Annotated in this window: 25 protein-coding genes and 1 tRNA gene; 14 read left to right on the top strand and 12 right to left on the bottom strand. The window is 64.1% G+C overall.

What is annotated here, in order from left to right:
• Positions 1-32 precede the first annotated feature (32 nt).
• Positions 33-260 (top strand): 50S ribosomal protein L31, encoded by a 228-nt coding sequence (gene rpmE / locus AB1K63_RS05025; RefSeq protein ID WP_366958859.1) that lies wholly within the window; start codon positions 33-35, stop codon positions 258-260.
• A gap of 65 nt (positions 261-325) precedes the next feature.
• Here the strand turns inward: rpmE and AB1K63_RS05020 are convergent, their stop codons facing one another.
• The 3 genes from AB1K63_RS05020 to AB1K63_RS05010 all read right to left on the bottom strand — a co-directional run bounded on the left by AB1K63_RS05020 (position 326) and on the right by AB1K63_RS05010 (position 1712).
• Positions 326-616 (bottom strand): hypothetical protein, encoded by a 291-nt coding sequence (locus AB1K63_RS05020; protein ID WP_366958858.1) that lies wholly within the window; start codon positions 614-616, stop codon positions 326-328.
• 218 nt (positions 617-834) lie between these two features.
• Positions 835-1083, bottom strand: a complete 249-nt coding sequence (locus AB1K63_RS05015) for a hypothetical protein (RefSeq protein WP_366958857.1) — start codon at positions 1081-1083, stop codon at positions 835-837.
• Positions 1080-1712, bottom strand: a complete 633-nt coding sequence (locus tag AB1K63_RS05010; RefSeq protein ID WP_366958856.1) for a 2OG-Fe(II) oxygenase — start codon at positions 1710-1712, stop codon at positions 1080-1082. Before AB1K63_RS05010 ends, AB1K63_RS05015 begins: the two co-directional genes overlap by 4 nt.
• A gap of 208 nt (positions 1713-1920) precedes the next feature.
• On the opposite strand from AB1K63_RS05010, the gene AB1K63_RS05005 reads away from it, so the two are divergent.
• The 10 genes from AB1K63_RS05005 to AB1K63_RS04960 all read left to right on the top strand — a co-directional run bounded on the left by AB1K63_RS05005 (position 1921) and on the right by AB1K63_RS04960 (position 10088).
• Positions 1921-1997, top strand: a tRNA-His gene (locus AB1K63_RS05005).
• Between the two features lie 45 nt (positions 1998-2042).
• Positions 2043-3110, top strand: coding sequence for a Glu/Leu/Phe/Val dehydrogenase dimerization domain-containing protein (locus AB1K63_RS05000; protein WP_366958855.1), 1068 nt, complete (start codon positions 2043-2045; stop codon positions 3108-3110).
• Between the two features lie 76 nt (positions 3111-3186).
• A complete protein-coding gene (gene ccmC / locus AB1K63_RS04995; protein ID WP_366958854.1) occupies positions 3187-3915 on the top strand; it encodes a heme ABC transporter permease CcmC in 729 nt (242 codons plus the stop codon).
• Entirely contained in the window at positions 3908-4048 is a 141-nt protein-coding gene (ccmD, locus tag AB1K63_RS04990; protein WP_366958853.1) for a heme exporter protein CcmD, read from the top strand. Before ccmC ends, ccmD begins: the two co-directional genes overlap by 8 nt.
• Positions 4045-4524: a cytochrome c maturation protein CcmE gene (gene ccmE, locus AB1K63_RS04985; protein ID WP_366958851.1), complete on the top strand. Its 480-nt coding sequence runs from the start codon at positions 4045-4047 to the stop codon at positions 4522-4524. The genes ccmD and ccmE overlap by 4 nt, the downstream gene beginning before the upstream one ends.
• Positions 4521-6464 (top strand): heme lyase CcmF/NrfE family subunit, encoded by a 1944-nt coding sequence (locus AB1K63_RS04980; protein ID WP_366958849.1) that lies wholly within the window; start codon positions 4521-4523, stop codon positions 6462-6464. Before ccmE ends, AB1K63_RS04980 begins: the two co-directional genes overlap by 4 nt.
• Positions 6461-6994, top strand: coding sequence for a DsbE family thiol:disulfide interchange protein (locus AB1K63_RS04975; RefSeq protein ID WP_366958848.1), 534 nt, complete (start codon positions 6461-6463; stop codon positions 6992-6994). The genes AB1K63_RS04980 and AB1K63_RS04975 overlap by 4 nt, the downstream gene beginning before the upstream one ends.
• An 83-nt stretch (positions 6995-7077) precedes the next feature.
• Entirely contained in the window at positions 7078-7422 is a 345-nt protein-coding gene (locus AB1K63_RS04970) for a cytochrome c-type biogenesis protein (RefSeq protein ID WP_366960645.1), read from the top strand.
• Positions 7419-8060 (top strand): tetratricopeptide repeat protein, encoded by a 642-nt coding sequence (locus AB1K63_RS04965; RefSeq protein WP_366958847.1) that lies wholly within the window; start codon positions 7419-7421, stop codon positions 8058-8060. The genes AB1K63_RS04970 and AB1K63_RS04965 overlap by 4 nt, the downstream gene beginning before the upstream one ends.
• A 102-nt stretch (positions 8061-8162) precedes the next feature.
• Entirely contained in the window at positions 8163-10088 is a 1926-nt protein-coding gene (locus tag AB1K63_RS04960; RefSeq protein WP_366958846.1) for a potassium transporter Kup, read from the top strand.
• A 3-nt stretch (positions 10089-10091) separates the two neighbouring features.
• On the opposite strand, the gene AB1K63_RS04955 is transcribed toward AB1K63_RS04960, so the two are convergent.
• Genes AB1K63_RS04955 through AB1K63_RS04935 form a run of 5 tightly spaced genes read right to left on the bottom strand, consistent with a single transcriptional unit; the run spans position 10092 to position 15254 of the window.
• The gene (locus AB1K63_RS04955) at positions 10092-10748 is read right to left on the bottom strand and encodes an inner membrane-spanning protein YciB (RefSeq protein WP_366958845.1); all 657 of its coding nucleotides are present in this window, start codon (positions 10746-10748) and stop codon (positions 10092-10094) included.
• The gene (gene ftsY / locus AB1K63_RS04950) at positions 10748-11671 is read right to left on the bottom strand and encodes a signal recognition particle-docking protein FtsY (RefSeq protein ID WP_366958844.1); all 924 of its coding nucleotides are present in this window, start codon (positions 11669-11671) and stop codon (positions 10748-10750) included. The genes AB1K63_RS04955 and ftsY overlap by 1 nt, the downstream gene beginning before the upstream one ends.
• Positions 11668-12840 carry a MiaB/RimO family radical SAM methylthiotransferase gene (locus tag AB1K63_RS04945; RefSeq protein WP_366958843.1) on the bottom strand — a complete coding sequence of 391 codons (1173 nt, stop codon included), beginning with the start codon at positions 12838-12840 and terminating at the stop codon, positions 11668-11670. The genes ftsY and AB1K63_RS04945 overlap by 4 nt, the downstream gene beginning before the upstream one ends.
• On the bottom strand, positions 12837-13643 hold the full coding sequence (dapF, locus tag AB1K63_RS04940) for a diaminopimelate epimerase (RefSeq protein WP_366958842.1): 807 nt from the start codon (positions 13641-13643) through the stop codon (positions 12837-12839). Before dapF ends, AB1K63_RS04945 begins: the two co-directional genes overlap by 4 nt.
• A 39-nt stretch (positions 13644-13682) precedes the next feature.
• Entirely contained in the window at positions 13683-15254 is a 1572-nt protein-coding gene (locus AB1K63_RS04935) for an EAL domain-containing protein (protein WP_366958841.1), read from the bottom strand.
• Positions 15255-15476: 222 nt separating this feature from the next.
• Here AB1K63_RS04935 and AB1K63_RS04930 point away from each other — a divergent pair, with 222 nt between their 5' ends.
• Entirely contained in the window at positions 15477-15887 is a 411-nt protein-coding gene (locus tag AB1K63_RS04930; protein WP_366958840.1) for an EVE domain-containing protein, read from the top strand.
• A gap of 111 nt (positions 15888-15998) precedes the next feature.
• Positions 15999-16190: a hypothetical protein gene (locus AB1K63_RS04925; RefSeq protein ID WP_366958839.1), complete on the top strand. Its 192-nt coding sequence runs from the start codon at positions 15999-16001 to the stop codon at positions 16188-16190.
• On the opposite strand, the gene AB1K63_RS04920 is transcribed toward AB1K63_RS04925, so the two are convergent.
• Complete coding sequence (locus AB1K63_RS04920; protein WP_366958838.1) at positions 16187-17587, bottom strand: MFS transporter; 1401 nt, start codon at positions 17585-17587, stop codon at positions 16187-16189. The two genes, AB1K63_RS04925 and AB1K63_RS04920, sit on opposite strands and share 4 nt — an antisense overlap.
• 115 nt (positions 17588-17702) lie before the next feature.
• On the opposite strand from AB1K63_RS04920, the gene pgsA reads away from it, so the two are divergent.
• On the top strand, positions 17703-18311 hold the full coding sequence (pgsA, locus tag AB1K63_RS04915) for a CDP-diacylglycerol--glycerol-3-phosphate 3-phosphatidyltransferase (RefSeq protein ID WP_366958837.1): 609 nt from the start codon (positions 17703-17705) through the stop codon (positions 18309-18311).
• Positions 18312-18315: 4 nt separating this feature from the next.
• On the opposite strand, the gene AB1K63_RS04910 is transcribed toward pgsA, so the two are convergent.
• The 3 genes from AB1K63_RS04910 to rnd all read right to left on the bottom strand — a co-directional run bounded on the left by AB1K63_RS04910 (position 18316) and on the right by rnd (position 20830).
• Entirely contained in the window at positions 18316-18651 is a 336-nt protein-coding gene (locus AB1K63_RS04910) for a PilZ domain-containing protein (protein ID WP_366958836.1), read from the bottom strand.
• A 77-nt stretch (positions 18652-18728) separates the two neighbouring features.
• Positions 18729-19625 (bottom strand): hydrogen peroxide-inducible genes activator, encoded by an 897-nt coding sequence (locus AB1K63_RS04905; protein WP_366958835.1) that lies wholly within the window; start codon positions 19623-19625, stop codon positions 18729-18731.
• Positions 19622-20830: a ribonuclease D gene (gene rnd / locus AB1K63_RS04900; protein WP_366958834.1), complete on the bottom strand. Its 1209-nt coding sequence runs from the start codon at positions 20828-20830 to the stop codon at positions 19622-19624. The genes AB1K63_RS04905 and rnd overlap by 4 nt, the downstream gene beginning before the upstream one ends.
• Positions 20831-20835: the final 5 nt, after the last annotated feature.

The following is a 20835-nucleotide window of genomic DNA, read 5'->3' as shown; positions in this document are numbered from 1 at the left end:
TCGGAACCGTTCCGAAGCTTTGGAGACTTGCCATGAAGGCCGATACGCATCCCGACTACCACATGATCACGGTCAAGATGACCGATGGCACCGAATTCCAGACGCGCTCCACCTGGGGCAGCGAAGGCGACACGCTGACGCTCGACATCGATCCGACCAGTCACCCGGCCTGGACCGGCGGTCAGAAGCAGATCCAGGAAGGCGGCCGCGTCGCGCAGTTCAACAAGCGTTTCGGCGGGCTTTCGCTTACCAAGAAGTAAGCGCCATTCGAGATTTGCGGCCTTGCGCCGCGAAGGAGGGCGGTCCGACGGGGCCGCCCTTTTCTTTACAGCTTCCAGAGATTGTCCAAAGGCGAAAGGAGTATCGGCTCCAGTCGCTCCACAGGAGGCCATTCGCGCCCGGGTACGTCGGCGAAGGCGCGATCTCTCGTTTCGCGATCCGGCCAGAGTGCGATGGCGCAGAAAGTCCCGTCGTCCGCACGCGCGAAAAGCGATCCCCTGATGCCATGAGGGCCCAGTTCCCGGGTCGCAGCGCGCCAGCATTCGCGGAATGCCGCGACGTTCTCCTCTGCAATTTTCCAGCGATAGACAGCGATGAAACCCGGTGTTTGTGTCACCCTACTAACTGTCATGATCTGATCGGCCCTGACCGGTCGATGATCGCCGCCCGAATTAGGAGGCACCACAGCACCCACCCGCCAGGATACGCGCACCATATCCATCCATCGAAATCCGATACTTGCATTACCGACATGACTGCCAACCACGTCATGACGGCGGCCAATGGCACGAAAAGGATTGTTGAAAGTATGGAGCTTATCGGGCGATCCTGCCGCTAGGCGAAAAGTCTGGTTTCGCTGAAATATTTCCTCAGCGAAAGTGCCGTGGCGAGCAGGACGAGCAAGCCAGCCACGATCGAAAAAACCACCACACCGGCGAGGCCGATGATGATCGTGTCGGATTCCGGTGGGAACTCACCGGCCCGTGCCATGGCATTGATTTGACGGAAGGACAGGACCGGGTATCCGATAACCAGAGCGAGAGTCAGCAGCCAAATAGGCCATTGCGTTCTGGGCAACTTCACCCCCAAGGCCTTTCCCGGTACCATTTCGTGATCACGTATTTCAGTCCCTTCCGGACCTTCATTCCGTGGTGGAGCGTGTTGGGATTGCCGCATCCATCCGGGCGGCGGTTGTTCCAGCACAGCAGCTTGCCTGTTTCCGGCTGGAACGTCTTGCGGATAGTCTTGAAGCGCGTGGCGCCGCCTGCCTCCACATCGTTGAGGTAGATCATGAAGGTCCAGGTCCGCTGGCCCGATACGGCGCAGTATTTTTCCCAGTCCTGACCTTGGGGGTTGAACCAGTCGCAATGCGGCTTGAATTCCTGGCCCACGTCGTAGCGCTGGCCCTGCGGCGGCTCGCCGAACCTGGGGTCGATGCCGGAAATCTCCTCCAGCAACGTCTCGAGTTCGCGCGTCGCGTCGAGATCGGGTGGCAGGTCGCAGGTCTCGCTGGTCCGGAAATAATCGTCGCCGGAATGGTCCGCGAGTGTCGAGGGGCGCCTGTCTGCTTCGATCTGCGCGATCAGGCGCCGGCACAGATCCGCCGAAAGGAAATTCCGCATCTGGAACAGTTCGAGCTTCTCGGTCGGCACCTGTTGTACGCCCGGGCGGGCGAGAAGGTGTGTCGCTGAGGATTCGTTGGCCGAGGTCATCGGTCTGGCAGGATAGTGCGCCTCGCCGGCTCCGCAAGCGGCGACAGATAGTTGCGCGTCGCGGGTTGCGGCGCAGTTTTCGCTTCCAAACGACCCACTCCTGTGCAACAGGCTCGCCTCCGACCCGCCAAGGCTTGACCGGGCGGTGCTTGGGCCTAAACGCCCCCATTCAGCGCGGCCCGCCTTGCGGTCCGTGCCGGGGCTTGCGGCGATCGTAGTTCAATTGGTTAGAATGCCGGCTTGTGATGCCGGAGGTTGCGGGTTCAAGTCCCGTCGATCGCCCCATTTTTCCCGCACCTTCCATACCACGCGAGCGCGGGGCATTACGAGATGACGGCTTTCTGGACCGAACCCGATTACGACGATCACGAGCTGGTCCAGCTCGTGCGCGATCCGGAAAGCGGGCTCACCGCCATCATCGCCATCCATTCCAGCCATCTGGGCCCGGGCGCGGGGGGCACGCGGTTCTGGCACTATCCAGTCGCCAAGGACGCGATGCGCGATGCGCTGCGCCTCAGCCGCGGAATGAGCTACAAGAATGCCATGGCCGGCCTGCCGATGGGCGGTGGGAAGGCCGTTATCCTCGCCGGCGAGGACCGGACCAAGACCCCGGAAATGCTCGCGGCGTTCGGCGATGCGGTGGCAGCGCTCGACGGCAAGTACGTGACGGCCGAGGATGTCGGCATCAACGAGGCGGACATGGTCGCGGTCGCCGAGCGCACGCGCTATGTCTCCGGCCTGCCGGTGGCGGGCGAGAACGATGCCGGTGGCGATCCCGGTCCGTTCACTGCCATGGGCATCTATCACGGCATCAGGGCGGCCGTTCAGCACAAGCTGGGCAAGGATAGCGTCGCTGGCGTCCATGTCGCCATCCAAGGCACCGGCAGCGTGGGCGGCGGGGTTGCCCGCCTGCTAGCGCGCGACGGAGCGAAACTGACGCTGGCGGACATCAACGCCGACCGCGCCGAAGCTCTGGCACGCGAACTCGACGGGGAAACGGCGACGCCCGACGGCATCATGGGCGTCGCTTGCGACGTGTTCAGCCCCAACGCGCTGGGCGCGATACTCGACGATGAAGGCATTGCGCGGCTGGAAGCGCCGATCGTTGCGGGCGGGGCCAACAACCAGCTCGCCCGCGCGCATCACGGCAAGATGCTGGCGGAACGCGGTATCCTCTACGCGCCCGATTACGTGATCAACGCAGGCGGCATCATCAGCGTGACGATGGAATATCTGTGTCGTCGCCATGGCGAACCGTGCGACATCAACGAGGTCCGTAAGCGGATCGCGCTGATCCCGGGACGGCTGGAAGACATCTGGCGCGAAAGCGACAGTTCGGGCGTATCGCCGGACATGGTGGCCGACCGAATGGCGCAGACGCTCATCGGCCGCGCTTGAGTGCACGCGGCGCATCGCGAATTGCAAAGCTCAGGCTTGCCGCGCGGTTTCGCCAACTCCATACGACATCGGCATCATGCACGGTTTCGCCAATCCCCGTAAATTCCTGATGCTGGCCGGCTGGCTCACGCCGCTGCTGCTGGTTTCGGGGCTCGTCGTGACGGCCGCGTCGCTGGCGTGGGGCGTGTTCGCCGTGCCGCCCGACAGGCTGATGGGGGACACGGTCCGCATCCTCTTCATTCATGTCCCATCTGCCTGGCTCGGCATGGGCGGCTGGGTCGGCATCGCGATTTCGAGCGCCGCCTTCCTGGTCTGGAAACACCCGCTTGCCGCCCTTGCGGCGCGGGCCTGCGCCGTGCCGGGCGCGGTGTTTGCGGGCGTGTGCCTTGCCACCGGATCGATCTGGGGCCGGCCGACATGGGGCACCTGGTGGGAATGGGACGGCCGGCTGACCAGCATGCTGGTGCTGTTCTTCCTCTACATGGGATACATCGCCCTGTCGCAGGCGGTCGAACGCGAAGGCGCATCCAGCAGGATCCCGGCGATCTTCGGCATGATCGGTGCGATCAATATCCCGATCATCAACAGGTCGGTCGAATGGTGGGATTCGCTGCACCAGCCGGCCAGCATCACCGTAGGCCAAAGTTCGATGGATGCGGCCTACCTGATCCCGCTGCTGGCGGCGGTGCTCGGTTTCACACTGCTGTTCGCCGCGATCGTGCTGATGCGCATGCGGGCCCTGCTGGCCGATGCGCAGGCCGAAGCACGCCTCCGCCGCAAGGCGCTGGGAGACGCGCATGCGTGAGGCGCTGGACCAGAGCGATTTCGTCCTCGCCGCCTATGCGGTCGGGCTCGTCGCGATCCTCGTGCTGCTGGCGTGGAGCTGGCTTGCCATGCGCCGCGCCGAACGGCGCAGGGATGAGGCGCGGCGCAAATGAACGCCCGATTCAAGCCCAAGCACCAGCGGCTGGTCCTCGTCGTGCTGGCGCTCATTGCGCTGGTCGCCGCCGGACTGCTCGCCGCCTGGGGTCTGCGCAACCAGGCAAACTTCTTCTACGTGCCCAGCCAGATCGCCGAAGCACCCCCCGAAACCGGGCGAACCGTCCGGCTGGGCGGCATGGTGCAGGAAGGCTCGCTCGATACGCTTGCCGACGGTGTGACCGTCGCATTCGTTGTCGCCGATGGCGAGGCGAGCGTCCCCGTCCGCTTCAGGGGCATCCTTCCCGATCTCTTCGTAGAAGGCTCGGGCGTGGTGGCCGAAGGGCAACTTGGCGCGGACGGCACGTTCGAGGCGGAAAGCCTGCTCGCCCGGCATGACGAGAATTACGTACCGCGCGAGTTGCAGGAAATGACCGAACACCAGAAGCGCGAGGTGGTGGCCGAAACCGTACCCGCGCCGGATACCGCACGATGATCGCGGAACTGGGCTTTGCTGCGCTGTGGATGGCTGCGGCACTCGCCGTGTTGCAACTCGTGTCCGCCGCGCTTTCCCTGCGCGAAGAGGGGCGCCAGATGGCGGCGCTGGTCCGGCCGGCCGCGATCGTGCAGGGCGCGCTTGCGACCACATCCTTCGTCATCCTGCTGGTCCTGTTCGCGCAGACCGATCTTTCGGTCAAACTGGTGGCGACCCATTCGCATACCGCCAAGCCGTTCCTCTACAAGTTGACGGGCGCCTGGGGGAACCATGAGGGTTCGATGCTGCTCTGGGTTGCCGTGATGGCGCTGTCGGGCGCCCTGATCGCGAAAATCGAACATCGCCTGCCGGAGCGCACCACGCTGGCGACGCTCGGCGCGCAAGGCTTCATCGGCGTCGGCTTCTACGCCTTCCTCCTTTTCAGTTCCAATCCGTTCGAGAGGCTGCCGGTCCCGGCGAGCGAGGGGCTGGGACTGAACCCGCTGCTGCAGGACATCGGGCTCGCCTTCCATCCGCCCACGCTTTACATCGGTTACGTCGGCCTTTCGGTCGCTTTCAGTTTTGCCGTCGGTGCCCTGCTGACGCGGCAGGTCACTCCCGATTTCGCTCGGGCGATGCGCGCCTGGGTGCTTGGCGCCTGGGTGTTCCTGACGCTCGGAATCACGGCAGGCAGCTACTGGGCCTATTACGAGCTGGGCTGGGGCGGCTACTGGTTCTGGGACCCGGTGGAAAACGCCTCGCTCATGCCCTGGCTAGCCGCGACGGCGCTCCTCCATTCGGTCAGCGTGCTCGCCTCGCGCAACGCGTTGCGGACGTGGACGATCATGCTGGGCGTCGTCGCCTTCTCGATGTCGATGCTCGGCACGTTTCTCGTGCGCTCCGGCATCCTGACCAGCGTCCACGCCTTTGCGGTCGACCCGGAACGCGGCAGCTTCATTCTGGTGTTGCTGACGATCTATATCGGCAGCGCGCTCGTCCTGTTCGCGCTGCGAGCCGGCAGCATTGCCGAGGGCGAGCGGTTCGCGGTGACCAGCCGGGAAGGGGCGCTGGTGTTCAACAATGTGATGCTGAGCGCGATCCTGGCGATCGTGCTGCTCGGCACGCTGTATCCGCTGCTGGCCGAAGCGTTCGGCGCGCGGGTGTCCGTCGGGCCTCCCTATTTCAATCCGGTCGGGGCGATCTTCACGTTTCCGATGCTGGCGGTGATGGCCGTGGGACCACTGCTGCGCTGGCGGGACGATTCCTGGTCGCGCATTTCCCGACCATTGGCGCTGATCGCAGCGGTCTGCATCGTTGCGTTGCTGATCGCTGTGGTGAACGGCCCGATCGGCATCCTGCCACTACTCGGCCTGGTATTCGCGGCCGGCCTTGCGGTCGCCAGCTTCGCCCCCTTGCGCGGACGACGACTGCGCCGGGTACCGGTGGCGACGTGGGGTATGATCTTCGCCCATTTCGGTATCGCGGTCGCTCTGTTCGGCATGGCGAGCGAAGCGGCGTTCAGCGACGAGGAACTGGCGGCGCTCGCACCGGGTGACAGCGCGGTCGTCGGTCCGTGGTCGGTGACATTGGACGAGGTCGAACCCGTGGCCGGCCCCAACTGGACTGCGCTGCAGGCAGGCTTTTCCGCCCGCGTCGGCGACGGTGCGCCGGTCACGCTGAACCCGCAGGCGCGCAGTTACTGGTCGCCCGCACAGGAGACGACCGAGAGCGCGCTCGCCACGAGGTGGAACGGGCAGCTCTATGCCGTACTCGGCAACCGGGCGGAGGATGGGCGATGGCAGGTCCGCCTCTGGTGGAAGCCGTTCGTGACCCTCATCTGGTATGGCGGCGTGCTGATCGCACTGGGCGGCGTTCTCGCCATCATCGGCTGGATCCGTGCCGATTACCGCAAGCGCTGGATGGCCGAGCGCCTGGCCCGCCACCGGGAGGCGTCGACATGAGCAGGCTCAAGCTGTGGCTCCCGCTTGCCGCGTTCGCTTTCTTCGTCGGACTGGCGGCGTACATGCTGTTCACCCCGCGCGATACGGCAGTGGCGAGTGCTTTGGTCGGGAAGCAGGTGCCAGATTTCGAGTTGCCGGCCGCCAGCTCCGCGCGGCCGGGCGTATCGATCGCGGACCTCACCAACGGTCAGCCCAAGCTGCTCAACATCTGGGCGAGCTGGTGCGTCCCCTGCATCGCAGAAGCGCCCCAGCTCGAAACACTCGAGAGCGCGGGGATTCCGATCGTCGGCGTGGCGATCCGCGACAGCGGCGAAGATGTCGACCGGTTCCTCGACACGCACGGCAATCCCTACACCCGGATCGGAGCGGACGACATTTCGCAGGTCCAGCTCTCGATCGGATCGTCCGGCGTGCCTGAGACTTTCGTGGTCGATGGCAGCGGCACGATCACGTACCAGCATATCGGCGATATCCGGCCCGAACACGTGCCCTTGCTGATCGAGGAATGGCGCAAGGCGGGCGGTCGATGAAAACGATCGGCCATATCCTGTGCATCGGTACCGCGTGTATCGCCGGTATCTCCGGTCCGTCCGGAGTGCTCGCCCAGCAGGCGATGCCTGACGCACCCTATGCCTATACCCAGCTCGCCGATCCGGCGGAGGAAGCCGAAGCGCAGGACCTGATGGAGACGCTGCGCTGCCTCAACTGCCAGAGCCAGTCGATCGCGGACAGTGATGCGCCCATTGCCGGCGACATGCGGCATGAAGTGCGCAGCCGGATCGCTGCGGGCGAGGACCCGGAAGAGATAAGGGCTCTGATGGTGGAGCGTTACGGAGACTACATCAGCTACGCCCCGCAGGTTGGCCGCACGACATGGCCCCTGTTTGCGGTGCCCGCAGCGCTGTTCGGTCTCGCTTTGCTCATCCTGTGGCGCCGCTTCGGGAGGAAGGGCGCATGATCTGGGTTGCGATCCTCGCCCTTGCGGCGGTGGCCTTTGCTACGGCCGCGTTCGGCCTGCGGATGGAACGTCCGGTCTGGACACTGTTCGCGGCCGCGCTCGTTTTCGGGCTCGCGGGCTACGCATCATTCGGATCGCCCGATCTTTCCGGCTCGCCGACCGAGGCGACCCAGACGCAGGCCGAAGGGGAGGGACAGCTCATCGATTCGCGCCGCAGCCTGTTCGGCGAGACAACGCAGCCCAGCCGGTTCGTGACCGTCAGCGATGCCTTTGCGCGCAGGGGCCAGTTCCGCGACGCGGCGCAGTTCCTGCAGAATGCCGTGCGCGAGAACCCGAACGACGAGGAGGCTTGGGTCGCGCTGGGTAGCGCCCTGGTCGGTCACGCCGAAGGGCACCTGACGCCTGCGGCCGTCGAGGCCTTCGACAGGGCGCGGGACGTCGCGCCCGACAGCCCGATCCCGGATTATTACGAGGGCGTGGCCGCATTGCAGACCGGCGATGCCGGACGCGCACAGGTTCTCTGGACGCGCGCGCTCGCGAATACGGACGAGGACGCCGAATGGCGGCCCCAGCTGGAAGACCAGGTCGCCCGGCTGGAAGCCCTGCTTCGGCTGGGCGCACCCGAGAGGACGCGATAGCGTGCCTCATATTGCAGCGCAGCACGCTTGCTGCTACCGGCGCGGCACTTTGGCGGTCGCAGGGTTTGCGCCCTTTCTGACGCTTCGCCTCGGGACATCCAGATGAGCGAAAACCCACCCAGCATTTCTCCCGACCGTTCGGTCCCCTCGTCGAAGCATGGTTCGTCCACGACGAAGCTTGCCGTCGGGGCGGTCGGGATCGTGTTCGGCGATATCGGCACGAGCCCGCTTTACGCCTTTCGCGAAACCTTCGTTGGTCCGAACCCGCTCCCCATCGACTACAATCACGTGCTTGGCGTGGTCAGCCTGATCTTCTGGTCGATGGTCCTGGTGGTCGCGATCCAGTATGTCACGATCCTGATGCGCGCAGATAACAAGGGGCAGGGCGGCAGCCTCGCTCTCGTCGCGCTCATTTCGAGCCACATCGGCAAGTCTCGCTACGGCTGGCTCGCCATCGTGCTGGGGGTGTTCGCGACATCCCTCTTCTACGGCGACAGCATGATCACGCCGGCGATCTCGGTGCTTTCAGCGGTGGAAGGCTTGACGGTGGTCCAGTCGGATCTCGAGCCGCTCGTCATACCCATCGCCCTCGTCCTGCTGGTCCTGCTTTTCCTGATCCAGAAGAGAGGCACCGCCAAGGTCGGCGCGCTGTTTGCGCCCGTCATGATCGTCTATTTCTCGGTTATCGCGGTGCTGGGCTCGATCCAGATCGTCCAGCATCCCGAGATCTTCTGGGCCCTCAATCCCTGGTACGCGATCCAGTTCTTCATCCTGGACGGCTGGCTGGCTTTCCTCGCGCTGGGCTCGGTCGTGCTCGCCGTCACCGGTTCGGAGGCGCTCTATTCCGACATGGGCCATTTCGGACGCGGACCCATGAAATTGAGCTGGTTCGGTTTCGTCATGCCGTGCCTGCTGCTCAACTATTTCGGCCAAGGTGCAATGATCGTCAGCCTGAGTGCCAGCGAGGCGGCGGAAGCGATCCAGGCACCGTTCTTCACGCTGGCCCCTGAAATGCTGCGCCTGCCGCTGGTCTTCCTGGCGACCTTCGCGACCTTCATCGCCAGCCAGGCGGTCATTTCCGGCGCATTCTCGATCACGCACCAGGCCATGCAGCTGGGCTACATCCCGCGCATGTCGATCCGGCATACGAGCGAGACCGAATCCGGCCAGATCTACATCCCGGTGGTCAACTGGGCGCTTATGATCGCGGTAATCCTGCTGGTGCTCACTTTCCAGAATTCCTCGAGCCTTGCCTCGGCCTACGGCATCGCGGTCACCGGAGCGGTGACCATCGATACGCTGCTGATGGCGGTCCTTCTGGTCGGCGTATGGAAGTGGAAGTGGTGGTATGCCGCACCGGTCGTCGTCCTGTTCCTGATCGTCGACGGCGCCTACTTCGCGGCAAACCTGCTGAAAGTGCCGGACGGTGGCTGGTTCCCGCTGCTCGTCGGCGCGGTCATCTTCACGCTGCTGACCACCTGGGCGCGCGGGCGAAGGTTGATGAAGGAGCGGATGACCGAAGTCGCATTGCCGATCGAGGTCTTCGCCAAGAGCGCCAAGAACAGCGCGCTGCGCGTACCGGGGACGGCGGTGTTCATGGCCAGCCAGCAGGCCGGTGTACCGTCGGCACTGCTCCACAACATCAAACACAACAAGGTGCTGCACGAGCGGGTCATCATCCTGACGGTGGAGATCGCGGACGAGCCGTACATCGATCCGGAGCGCCGCTGCGAGCTCTACGATCTGGGCGACGGGTTCTACCGTGCGGTGCTGCATTACGGCTTCATGGAAGAAACCAACGTGCCCGAAGGTCTGAAGGGCATGGAGCGTTGCGGCGGTGCCTTCGACATGATGCAGACCAGCTTCTTCCTCAGCCGGCAGACGCTGCTGCCCAGCGAGAAGCCGGGCATGCCGATCTGGCGTGAAAAGATCTTCGCATGGATGCTGCGCAATGCCGCGACCGCGATGGAGTTCTTCCGGCTGCCGACCAACCGGGTGGTCGAACTGGGAAGCCAGGTCAGGATCTGAGGCCTATTCCCCGGTCGGGGGCTGGTCCTCGATCGCGGCATCCTTCTTCTCCGGGTCCAGCCCGTGCTTCAGAAGCATGGGCACCTGGCTGAAGGTGAAAAGGAAGGTGAGGGGCAGGAAAACCCAGAACTTGGCCGTCAGCCAGTCGCCGAAATCGAGATAGTGCCGCAGCGTTTCGTTCACGACCGCAAGGACGAGGAAGAAGAAGCCCCAGTTGCGCGACAGCTTGAGCCAGCCTGCAGGCTCAAGCCCTTCGAATGCCGCCTCGAGCAACCATTGCAACAGGGCCTGGCCGCGCAACCAGCCGGCCAACAGGACGATGCCGAAGAAGGCGTAGAGGACGGTGGGCTTGATCTGAACGTAGAATGGATCGCGCAGCAGGATAGTTAGCCCACCGAAGCCGACGATCAATACGGTGGACAACATCAGCATCCGAGACACCGTGCCGGTCAGCCATTTCGACAGGCCGAGCGCAATCAGCGCGGCCACGATGAAGGCACCGGTGCTGGTCACGACGGCGCGCACTGTCTCGGAAATCTGGTTGGGGCTGCCCCTGTCCGGCGCGAACCACCAGTAGACTGCGAGGAAAACGACCAGCGGTCCGTAATCGACCAGGACGTTGAGCCATCCGCTTTTGGGTTTTTCAGCCGTGTCGGCCATCAGGCAACTCCTGCTATCACGCGCGCCACCAGATCGGGATCGAAGGGGCGCAGGTCGTCTATCTTCTCACCGACGCCGATCGCGTGGATCGGCAAGCCGTATTGCTCGGCCGCCGCGACCAGCACGCCGCCGCGCGCCGTCCCGTCGAGCTTGGTCATGATGAGCCCTGTGACCCCCGCCACTTCGCGGAAAACCTCGATCTGCGACAGCGCGTTCTGCCCGTTCGTCGCGTCGAGGACGAGGACGACATCGTGCGGCGCTTCGGGGTTGAGCCGGCCAAGGACCTTCCGGATTTTCGCCAGTTCGTCCATCAGTTCACGCTTGTTCTGCAACCGCCCGGCCGTGTCGACCACCAGCGCATCGATCCCCTGTTCGGTAGCGGCCTTGACGCCGTCGAACACGATGCTGGCCGGATCGCCGCCCTGCGGACCGCGCACGATCGGGGCACCGATGCGCTCGGCCCATGTGCCCAACTGCGCGATGGCCGCGGCGCGGAACGTGTCGCCTGCGGCGAGCATCACGCCGTAATCGTCCTCCTGGAACAGGTGCGCCAGCTTGGCAATCGTGGTGGTCTTGCCCGAACCATTCACCCCGATCACCAGGACAACCTGCGGGCGCGGAAAGGCGGTGATCTCCAGCGGCTTCGCCACCGGGCGCAGGATTTCCGCGATTTCTTCGGCGACGGCTTCCTTCAACTCGCGCTCCGTGATGTCGAGGCCGAAGCGCTTTTCGGCCAGCCTCGCGCGAATGCGGGCCGCCGCGGCCGGGCCGAGGTCGGAGACGATCAGCGCATCCTCGACATCGTCCAGCGTCGAATCGTCGAGCTTTGCCTTGCCGACGACGCCGGTCAGGTTTTCGCTCAGCCGTTCGGATGTCTTTCTAAATCCGCCGAAGAGTCGGTCGGACCAGCTTTCGCCGCTCATATCAAAATGCCTTTCTCGATACGGTGCGGACGGACGGTCACGATGGTGCCGGCCTGCGTCTCGGCGGGGAGCGCGATGCGGGAGAAGTTCTCCGCATGGCCGTACCCGTCCTTTTCGGCAAGGACCTTCGCTTCGCGGCCGATCTGCCGTTCCAGCCACGCCGATCGTACCTGCGAGACATCCTCCCGCAATTCGGCGGCGCGTTGCTTCACAGTCGCGCGATCGACCTGCGGCATGCGCGCCGCCGGCGTGTCATGTCGCGGCGAATAGGGAAAGATGTGGCCGTGGACTATCTCGAGCTCGCGCACGATCGCGCGGTTGGCCTGGTGATGCTCGTCCGTCTCCGTAGGAAAGCCGGCAATGAGGTCGGCCCCGACGGCAAGATCCGGGCGCCGCGCCCTGAGCCGCTCCACCAGTGCAATGGCGTCACTGCGCGAATGGCGGCGCTTCATGCGCTTGAGGATCAGGTCGTGCCCGTGCTGGAGCGAGAGATGAAGGTGCGGCATGACACGCGGTTCCGAGGCGATGAGTTCCTCGAGCAGCGGATCGATCTCGATCCCGTCGAGCGACGAGAACCGGAGCCGGTCGAGACTGGGCAGCTGGTCGAGCAATGTCCGCACGAGCAGGCCGAGGGGCGGGGCGTCCGGAAGATCGTGGCCCCAGGACGTCACGTCGACACCGGTCAGTACGACTTCGGCCGCCCCTGCGTCCATGTGCCGATCCGCCTCGCGCACCACCTGTTCGACAGTCCGCGATCGGCTGCGCCCGCGTCCCTGCGGAATGATGCAGAAGGTGCAGGCATGATCGCAGCCCGTCTGGATCGGGATGAAGGCGCGCGTCTTCCTGTTGGCGATCGCATGGCCGGGATCGGGCAGGTTCCAGGCGCGCGGGTCGAGCTTGCGGTCGTTGGCGACCAGCCCGTCAATTTCCGGCATCGAAGCGAAATGCTGCCGTTCCGTCTCCGCCGCGCAACCGGTCACCAGTAGCCGTGCGTCCGGTCGTGTCCTGCGCGCGCGCCTTATCGCCTGTCGGGTCTGGCGGACGGCTTCGTTCGTCACTGCGCAGCTGTTGATGACGACGACGTCCTCTTGGCCGAGAAAGCCGCGTATCCGTTCGCTTTCCGCCAGGTTCATGCGGCAGCCGAGCGTCACGATTTCCGGCCCGCTCACGCGTAGTCGCTCCATTCGAACGTGCCGCGAAAGCTCTCGACTGCGGGACCTGTCATGGAGATCGCGCCGTCGCCGTCCCATGCGATATCGAGCGCGCCGCCGGGAAGGTGGACCGTCACGGGTGACGGGACTAGCTTGCGCCGGATCGCGACGACGGCGGTGGCGCAGGCCCCGGTGCCGCACGCGCGGGTCAGGCCCGCGCCACGCTCCCAGACGCGCAGCCGGATCCCGTCGGGCACCACTTGCGCCACGTTCACATTGATCCGGTTTGGAAAGACAGGATCGTGCTCGATGACAGGGCCGATCGCCTCCAGATCGACGGCGTCGAGATCATGGACGAAGAAAACGATGTGCGGATTGCCGACATTGACTGCGGCGGGGTTTTCGAGGGTGTCCCACGCGAGGGGAAGGGCGGCGGTGTCCATGGCTTCGGCTAGTGGAATCGCATCCCAGTCGAAGCGCGGTTTGCCCATGTCCACGCTCGCGCCCGAACCATCGGCTTCGACCGCGATCAGTCCGCCGCGCGTTTCGATGCGCGCAGGCCGGCCGTGCAGCACCGCGACGGCACGCGAGGCATTGCCGCAAGCTTCCACCTCGCTGCCGTCCGAATTGAAGATGCGCATCGCGAAATCCGCGCTTGCCGAGGGTTCTAGCAGAATCAGCTGGTCACACCCAATGCCGGCGTGACGATCGGCGAGCGCCTGCGCGACGGCAGGACCGACGGGTTCGCCGGCCTGTTCGCGCCGGTCGAGCACGACGAAGTCGTTACCCAGGCCGTGCATCTTGATGAAGGGGACGCGCATCGCGCCCGCATGTATGGGGCCGGAAGGGGCGCGTCCAGTCTAGGACGCGGCCTGCTGGCGGGGTTGTGCCGCCGGCATTTCCTCATCCGATACGTCGATGCCGGTTTGGAGCAGACCCTGTTCGCGCAGCTGGCGACGGACAGTGTCGGCATCGGTCGGGCGCCCGTACAGGTATCCCTGGCCCTTCATCTGCCCCTTCTGGCGCAGGAGTTCGAGCACTTCGGTGCATTCGATACCTTCCGCGACGATCGGGATATCGAGACCCCGGCCGATGGAAACGATCGCGTCGATCAGTCGCCCGTCGCCGTCCTGGTCGCGCAGGTCGCAAACGAAGTTCCGGTCGATCTTCAGGCTGTCGAAGGGCAGCGTGCGCAGCTGGTTCAGGCTGGAATAGCCAGCCCCGAAATCGTCAAGGCTGACGCGCACGCCCTGGTTCTTGAGGCTGTCGATCAGGCCGCGCACCTGCGTAAGGTTCTCCACCAGGCAGCTTTCGGTGATCTCGATTTCCAGGCGCTGGGCGGGGAAGCGATTTTGTAACAGCAGCTTGAGAAGTCGGTGGGAGAACCAGGGATCCCGCAGCTGCATCGGGGAAATGTTGACCGAAAGCGACAGCGAGGGATCCCATTCCATCGCGTCCTGCAGGGCCTGCGCGATCAGCTGTTCCGATATTTCGGAGATCACGTTGATCTCTTCCGCGATCGGTATGAAAACCGTCGGATTTACGAGCCCCATGTCCGGCGATTTCCAGCGGGCGAGCATTTCGAAGCCGACGAGCCTGCCTGTCTCCAGGTCGATCTGCTGCTCGTAATAGGGCACGAATTCCCCGCACTCTATCCCCGCGCGAATACCGTTTTCCAGCTTTCCACGGGCGAGCAGTTCCTGCTCCATCGAATGTTCGAACGTGCAGCTGCGGTTCTTGCCCGACTGCTTGGCATGATACATCGCGATATCGGCGCGGTGCATCAGGGTCGATGCATCGGTATCCGTTGGCATTTCGCGGCATTCCGCGATCCCGATAGATGTCGTCACGCGCAGGATCTGGCCTTCGAAGTCGTATTCCCGGCGGGTCGCCTCGATGATCCGGTCGACGATCCTGTCGGTGGCTTGCGCCGCGTTCGGGTCGCAGGGGAGAACGACGACGAATTCGTCGCCGCCGATTCGGGCGAGAAGGGCGCCCTCGGGGAGACAGCAGCGAATGCGCTCGGCCGCGCGTCCAAGGATGAAGTCGCCCGCCTTGTGACCGTAAAGGTCGTTGATCTGCTTGAACTTGTCGAGGTCGCAGACGAGGATCGCCAAGGGGTTGCCTTCGGCAAGTTTGCCGTCGATTGCCGGGATAAGGGTTCGGCGGTTGAGGCAACCCGTAAGCGGGTCCGTTTCCGCCAGTTCCTTCGCCCTGCTTTCCGCCTGCCGCCGTGTTTCGACCTCACGCAGGAGGTCGCGGTAGCGCCGCATGCCGAAAATCAGCAGGGCGATATTCAGCAGCAGGGCGTTGATCAGGACGAAATTGGGACCGTTGGTGCCGGTGACCCAGCTGTTCGCGATTTCAGGAATGACCGCGCTTCCCGTTCCCACAAACATGAGTACGGACGCGATGCCGATGCCCAGGGCCACAATGTCCCTTCCGGCCGCATCGCGCGCATTCCAGTCTTTACGGCCCCCGTAGCCCATCCCGTTCGGTCCCCGCAGTTCATGCGCCATTGTTGCACGACCACGATTTGGCTTATGGGCCGATCGCCTAAAAATGCGGTTAACCGGTTCGGTCGCGGACCGGCAGACCGCCAGATCGGCGCCGGTCGCCGATTTTCCATCCGTCCCGAAAAGGAGAGACACCGCGTGGCACGTTACTGGCTGATGAAATCCGAACCCGACGTATACAGCTGGGATGATCTCGAGGAGCAGGGGGAAGGGACGTGGGACGGGGTCCGCAACTATCGCGCCCGGAACAACCTGCAGGCGATGAGCGTGGGCGACAGATCCTTCTTCTACCACTCGAACATCGGGCTGGAGATCGTCGGGATCGTCGAAATCAGCGAGGCAGGTATCGGCGATCCGACCGACGATACGGGCAAGTGGGCGGCGGTCAAGGTCAAGCCGGTCGAAAAGCTGCCCGAGCCGGTCACGCTCAAGGCGATCAAGGCCAATCCCGAACTCGCCGAATGCGAACTGGTCAAACAGTCCCGCCTGTCCGTGGCTGAAATCACGCCCGGCGAATGGCAGATCATTTGCAAGATGGGCGGGCTCTGAGCCCGGCGGCAGGGTTCCGTTCCGGTTCGCTTCGGGTACGGCAGTGTCCCATTGCATGACGCTTCCCAATCCGCGGGAGCCGCATGGTTAGCAAACGGTTAAGCGGTGATCATGAGACGATCACTTGTTCTGACCGACGAAAGCGCCCGGCACCCCTTCCGGGCTTCGCTCCCGCCCCATGTGCGACGCCAGGAGGAGCCGATCTCGCCACGCGCGGCGTGGCGCCTTTCGCGCGAGGACGTTCGGGAATTCGGGACCACCTTCACCGCGACTTTCGTGGCCGCGTCGATCTTCATTCTCTAGCAGGACTTGCCGAGCAGCGCTGCGGCTTCCTGCTCCACGACATAGAGCCGCTTGCCGAGCCAGGCGGAAAAGAGGCACATCGCCGCTGCAAGCAGGAGTTGTTCCGCAACGGGCATCCCGACAAGCGTCAGGCCGATCGCGATGACCGATCCCACGACCATCGCGAGCGAATTGACGATGTTGTTGGCAGCGATCGTGCGTGATGCGGCGTCGTGCGCGCATCGCGTGGTCAGGAACGCGTAGAGCGGGACGACGAAGAACCCGCCGGCGGTCGAAATTCCGAGCAGCATGAGTAGCAACGGTATCGCCAGTGGTTCGAGGATGAAGCTGCCTACGCTCTGCAATTCGCCTGACGGACTGGCCGGCCAGGCCTTTGCCACGAGATAGAAACCGACGACGAACAGCCCCATCACGACCACCGAGGCCGGCGAATAGCGGGCCGACACCTCGCCCTTCAGCAGGGCGTTGATCCCGACCGACCCGATGGCGATCCCGACCGAGAAAATGACGAGGAACAGGCTGGCGACTTCCTTACTCGCATAGAGCTGGTTCTTCGCCAGCGGCGGAAACTGGATGAACAGGACGGCACCGACGGTCCAGAAGAAGCTGATCGCGAGGATCGCGAAGTATATTTCGCGATTGTGCATCGTGTCCTTGATCAGCCGCCAGCTCATCACGGCCTGATCGGCGACGGCCATCGGGGCGTAGCCGAGCCAGCGCAGGACCGGATTCCGCACGCGTGCTGCGTAGGGCTCGAGCAGCGGGAAATGGACTTCGTAATCGGACTGCGGCGGCGCGTCGGGGACCCACCGGCTGACGAAGTAGCCGACGACAGCCGTTGCGACGATCAGGATCATGGCGATTTCTATCGCGATGAAGCCTGCCAGGATCGTGCCCGTCAGGATCGCCAGATAGGTTCCCGCCTCGATGAGGCCGGTGCCCGGCAGGACTTCTTCCTTCTTCAGGTGCTGGGGAAGGATCGCATACTTGATCGGGCCCAGGAAAGTCGATTGCGCGGCGGCCAGGAAAACCACGAACAGCAGAAGCGGGATCGCAACCGTGTGCACCGCGATGCCCTGCCACGCCATGAAAAGCCCGCCCGCGCCGATGGATGCCCAGCCGATCTCGCACAGCTTGACCTTGCGGATAATGGCGGCCTTGTCATGTGTGTCCGCCAGCTGCCCGGCCAGCGCGGACAGGATCACGAAAGGCAGGATGAAGATGCCGGTCGCAAGTCCGCTGAACAGCGCCTCGTGCTGCTCGGAATTGTAGACAGTATAGACGACGAACAGGACCAGCGCGGTCTTGTACAGATTGTCGTTGAAGGCGTTGAAGAACTGCGTGACCATCAGCGGCAGGAAGCGCTTGCGTTGCAGCAGTTTAGTGGTTGTCGTCATGGATGAAGGTCGCGGCCCTGTATCATGCGGCGAAGGCTTAGCCGATTGAGGTTGGCGGACAAGGCCAAAGACATAGCTTTTGCAGGCCGTTCCCCTGCGCTAGGGAGCGATCCCGATGCTGACGCTGCCCAACATACTGACGCTTTCCCGGATCGCGGGCGTGCCGTTTCTCGCCGCGCTGATGTGGTGGCCCGACTGGCGGCTCGGCTTCATGTTCGCTTTCGTGCTGTACTGCGTGATTGCCTTTACCGACTATCTCGACGGGTACCTGGCGCGCGCGCAGGGCACCGTATCGAAGCTCGGCATCTTCCTCGATCCCATCGCCGACAAGATCATGGTCGCTGCGGTGATCCTCGTGCTGACGGCGCAAGGATATCTGCGTGGGCCCTATGTCGGGGACCTTCACGTGGTGGCAGGGTTGATCATCCTGATCCGCGAGATCGCGGTGTCGGGCCTGCGCGAATTCCTGGCGGGGCTGCAGGTTTCCGTGCCCGTCACCATGCTCGCCAAGTGGAAGACGACGCTGCAGCTCGTCGCTTTGGGCGCGCTGATCCTGGGGGGCGCCGTTCACGGTCCGCCGTGCTCGTCGCTAGCCGGCTCCTGCCAGGCGATGGAGGGTCACTGGGTGCACCTGATCGGGCTTGCAAGCCTCTGGGGCGCTGCGATCCTGACGCTCGTGACCGGCTGGGACTACCTGCGCGTCGGCCTCCGGCACATGGACTGACCTGTCAGCCGAAGAGCGGCAGGCCGAACTTGTCGCGCGGATCGTTGCGATCGAAGTCCTCGCCCTGACTCGAGAAGCCGACCAGTTCCACGGCTTTCTGGTGGAGCGGGTTGTCGAACTGCACGCCGATATTGCGGTCAACCTGCCACACGATGCGCCCGGGCATACGGCCCACATTGCGCAAGGCGACTTCGATATCGGTACCAGGTACGGCCGCCTGGTTACGGATTTCCAGCATGCAACCGCCGCAGGAAAGGTTGTAAAGGGTCGCCATGTCGGGTTGCCCGTCCACGGTTACCTCGATTTCGACGTCTGTGATGAAGCGGTTGTATGAACGCATTGTCGTGGCCCCCGATTGTCAGCGTTTCACAAGGACCTAGTGCGCGGTTGGCAAACAAATCGTGAAGGCGGACGTTGTCAGACCTTGCGCAGTTCCTCGGCCAGCAGGACGAAATCGGATTCGCGCGGGGAGTTCTTGCGCCAGACCAGCGCGATCTCGCGTGAAGGACTGTCCGCCTTCAGCGGCCGGGCGACGATCTGGGTATTGGAGAGGATTCCGGCATCCAGCGCCATTTTCGGCAGCATCGTGAGGCCGAGGCCGTTGTCGACCATCTGCACGAGCGTGTGGAGGCTGGTACCGATCATCGCGGTCGAAGCGCGCAATTCCGGTCGGTTGCAGGCGGCAAGCGCGTGGTCCTTGAGACAATGCCCGTCTTCCAGCAGCAGGAGCCGGCCCTCGTCGATCATCTTGGGCCCGATGCTGGGCGGCGGATCGCGCGGGTCGTCCCGCGGAAAGGCGACGTAGAGCGGATCGTCCGCGATATGCGCCTGTTCCACCTCGCCGGTCGCGAAGGGCAGGGCGAGTAGGACGCAATCGACCCGCCCGTGGTGAAGCGATTCGATCGCATCGGCGCTCGTCTCCTCGCGCAGGAACAGCTTCAGGTTGGGGCGTTCTTCCCGCAGCCGGGGCAGGACGCGGGGCAACAGGAAAGGCGCGATGGTCGGAATGACGCTCATGCGCACCTCGCTCGAAAGCGGGGTGCCGCTGGCCTGCACGATGTCCGAAAGCTCTTCCGCCTCACGCAGTAGTCTGTGCGCCTTGGCCACGACCTTCTCGCCGAGAGGCGTGAACCGCACCACCCGCCGGCTGCGCTCCACCAGTGTGACGCCCAGAAGCGTCTCGAGCTCGCGGATGCCTGCGGAAAGCGTGCTTTGCGAGACGAAGCTTGCCTCTGCCGCCCGCCCGAAATGCCCGTGCTCGTGCAGCGCGACCAGGTATTGCAGCTGCTTGATGGTGGGGAGGTAGGTGCTCACTCCTTCGTCGCGGCCTGCGCTTCGGCAAGGTCGCCTGCCATGTCGTCGATATGGGTCATGTGCAGCTTGCCGCCCTTGACCGCGAAGGCGGTCCTGCCTTCGACCAGTTGCAGCGCGTCCTTACCAAACACCTCGTAGCGCCAGCCTTCCAGCACGGGCAGGTCGCGCACGCCGGCGGCCAGTGCTTCCATCTCGCTGGACCGGGTAAGCAGGCGGCTGGCAATGTCGATTTCGCGGCTTCTGATCTTCAGCAACAGCTTGAGCAAATCCGCGACCAGCGCACCTTCCTTGCCCAGCGGCGCGCCGCGCTTGATCTTGGGCGGCATCTCTTCCTTGGGCAGCGGTTCGGCGTCCGCCAGCACTTTCATCAGGCGCTTGCCGATGTCGTTTTCCTTCCACGCCTGCGACAGGCCGCGGACCTTGGCCAGATCGGCCTGCTTCTTCGGCGGATGGCTGGCAATGTCGGCCAGTGTCTCGTCGCGCATGATGCGACCGCGCGGCAGGTCCTTGTGCTGTGCCTCGCCCTCGCGCCATGCGGCAAGAGCCTTCAACCTGCCCAAGACCTGCGGATTGCGTCCAGCCTGCCGGATACGCTTCCATGCACTGCCCGGGTCCGACCGGTAGTTTTCGGGGTCGGCTAGGCTGTCCATCTCCGCATCCAGCCAGGCGCCGCGCCCGGTCTTGATCAGGCGATCCAGTATCTGGGGGAAGATCCTGGCAAGGTAGGTCACGTCGCCGATTGCGTATTCGATCTGACGGTCGGTCAGCGGCCGCCTGCTCCAGTCGGTGAAGCGGGCGCCCTTGTCGATCGTCTTGCCCAGCCAGGTCTCGACGAGGTTGGCATAGCCGATCTGTTCGGACTGGCTGATTGCCATCATCGCGATCTGCGTGTCGAATATGGGGAAGGGCGTCTTGCCGGTGAAATTGTAGACGATTTCCACGTCCTGCCCGCCTGCGTGGAAGACCTTGAGGATGTCCTCGTTGTCGGTCAGCAGTTCCCACAAGGGGGCGAGGTCGATGCCGTCGGCCAGCGGATCGATCGCCGCAGCTTCGTGCTCGTTGCCGATCTGGATCAGGCAGAGAAGCGGCCAGTAGGTGTTTTCACGCATGAACTCGGTGTCGACGCAGACGAATTCGTGCTTCGCGAGCCGCTCGCACAGATCGGCCAGCGTATCGGTATCGGTTATCAGAGGATGTATCTTCATGGCAC

Origin of the sequence: Qipengyuania sp. JC766, from assembly GCF_040717445.1 — a bacterium.
GTDB lineage: Bacteria > Pseudomonadota > Alphaproteobacteria > Sphingomonadales > Sphingomonadaceae > JC766.
Note: the sequence above shows the minus strand (reverse complement) of the source record. Positions and strands in the feature narration are given on the sequence as shown.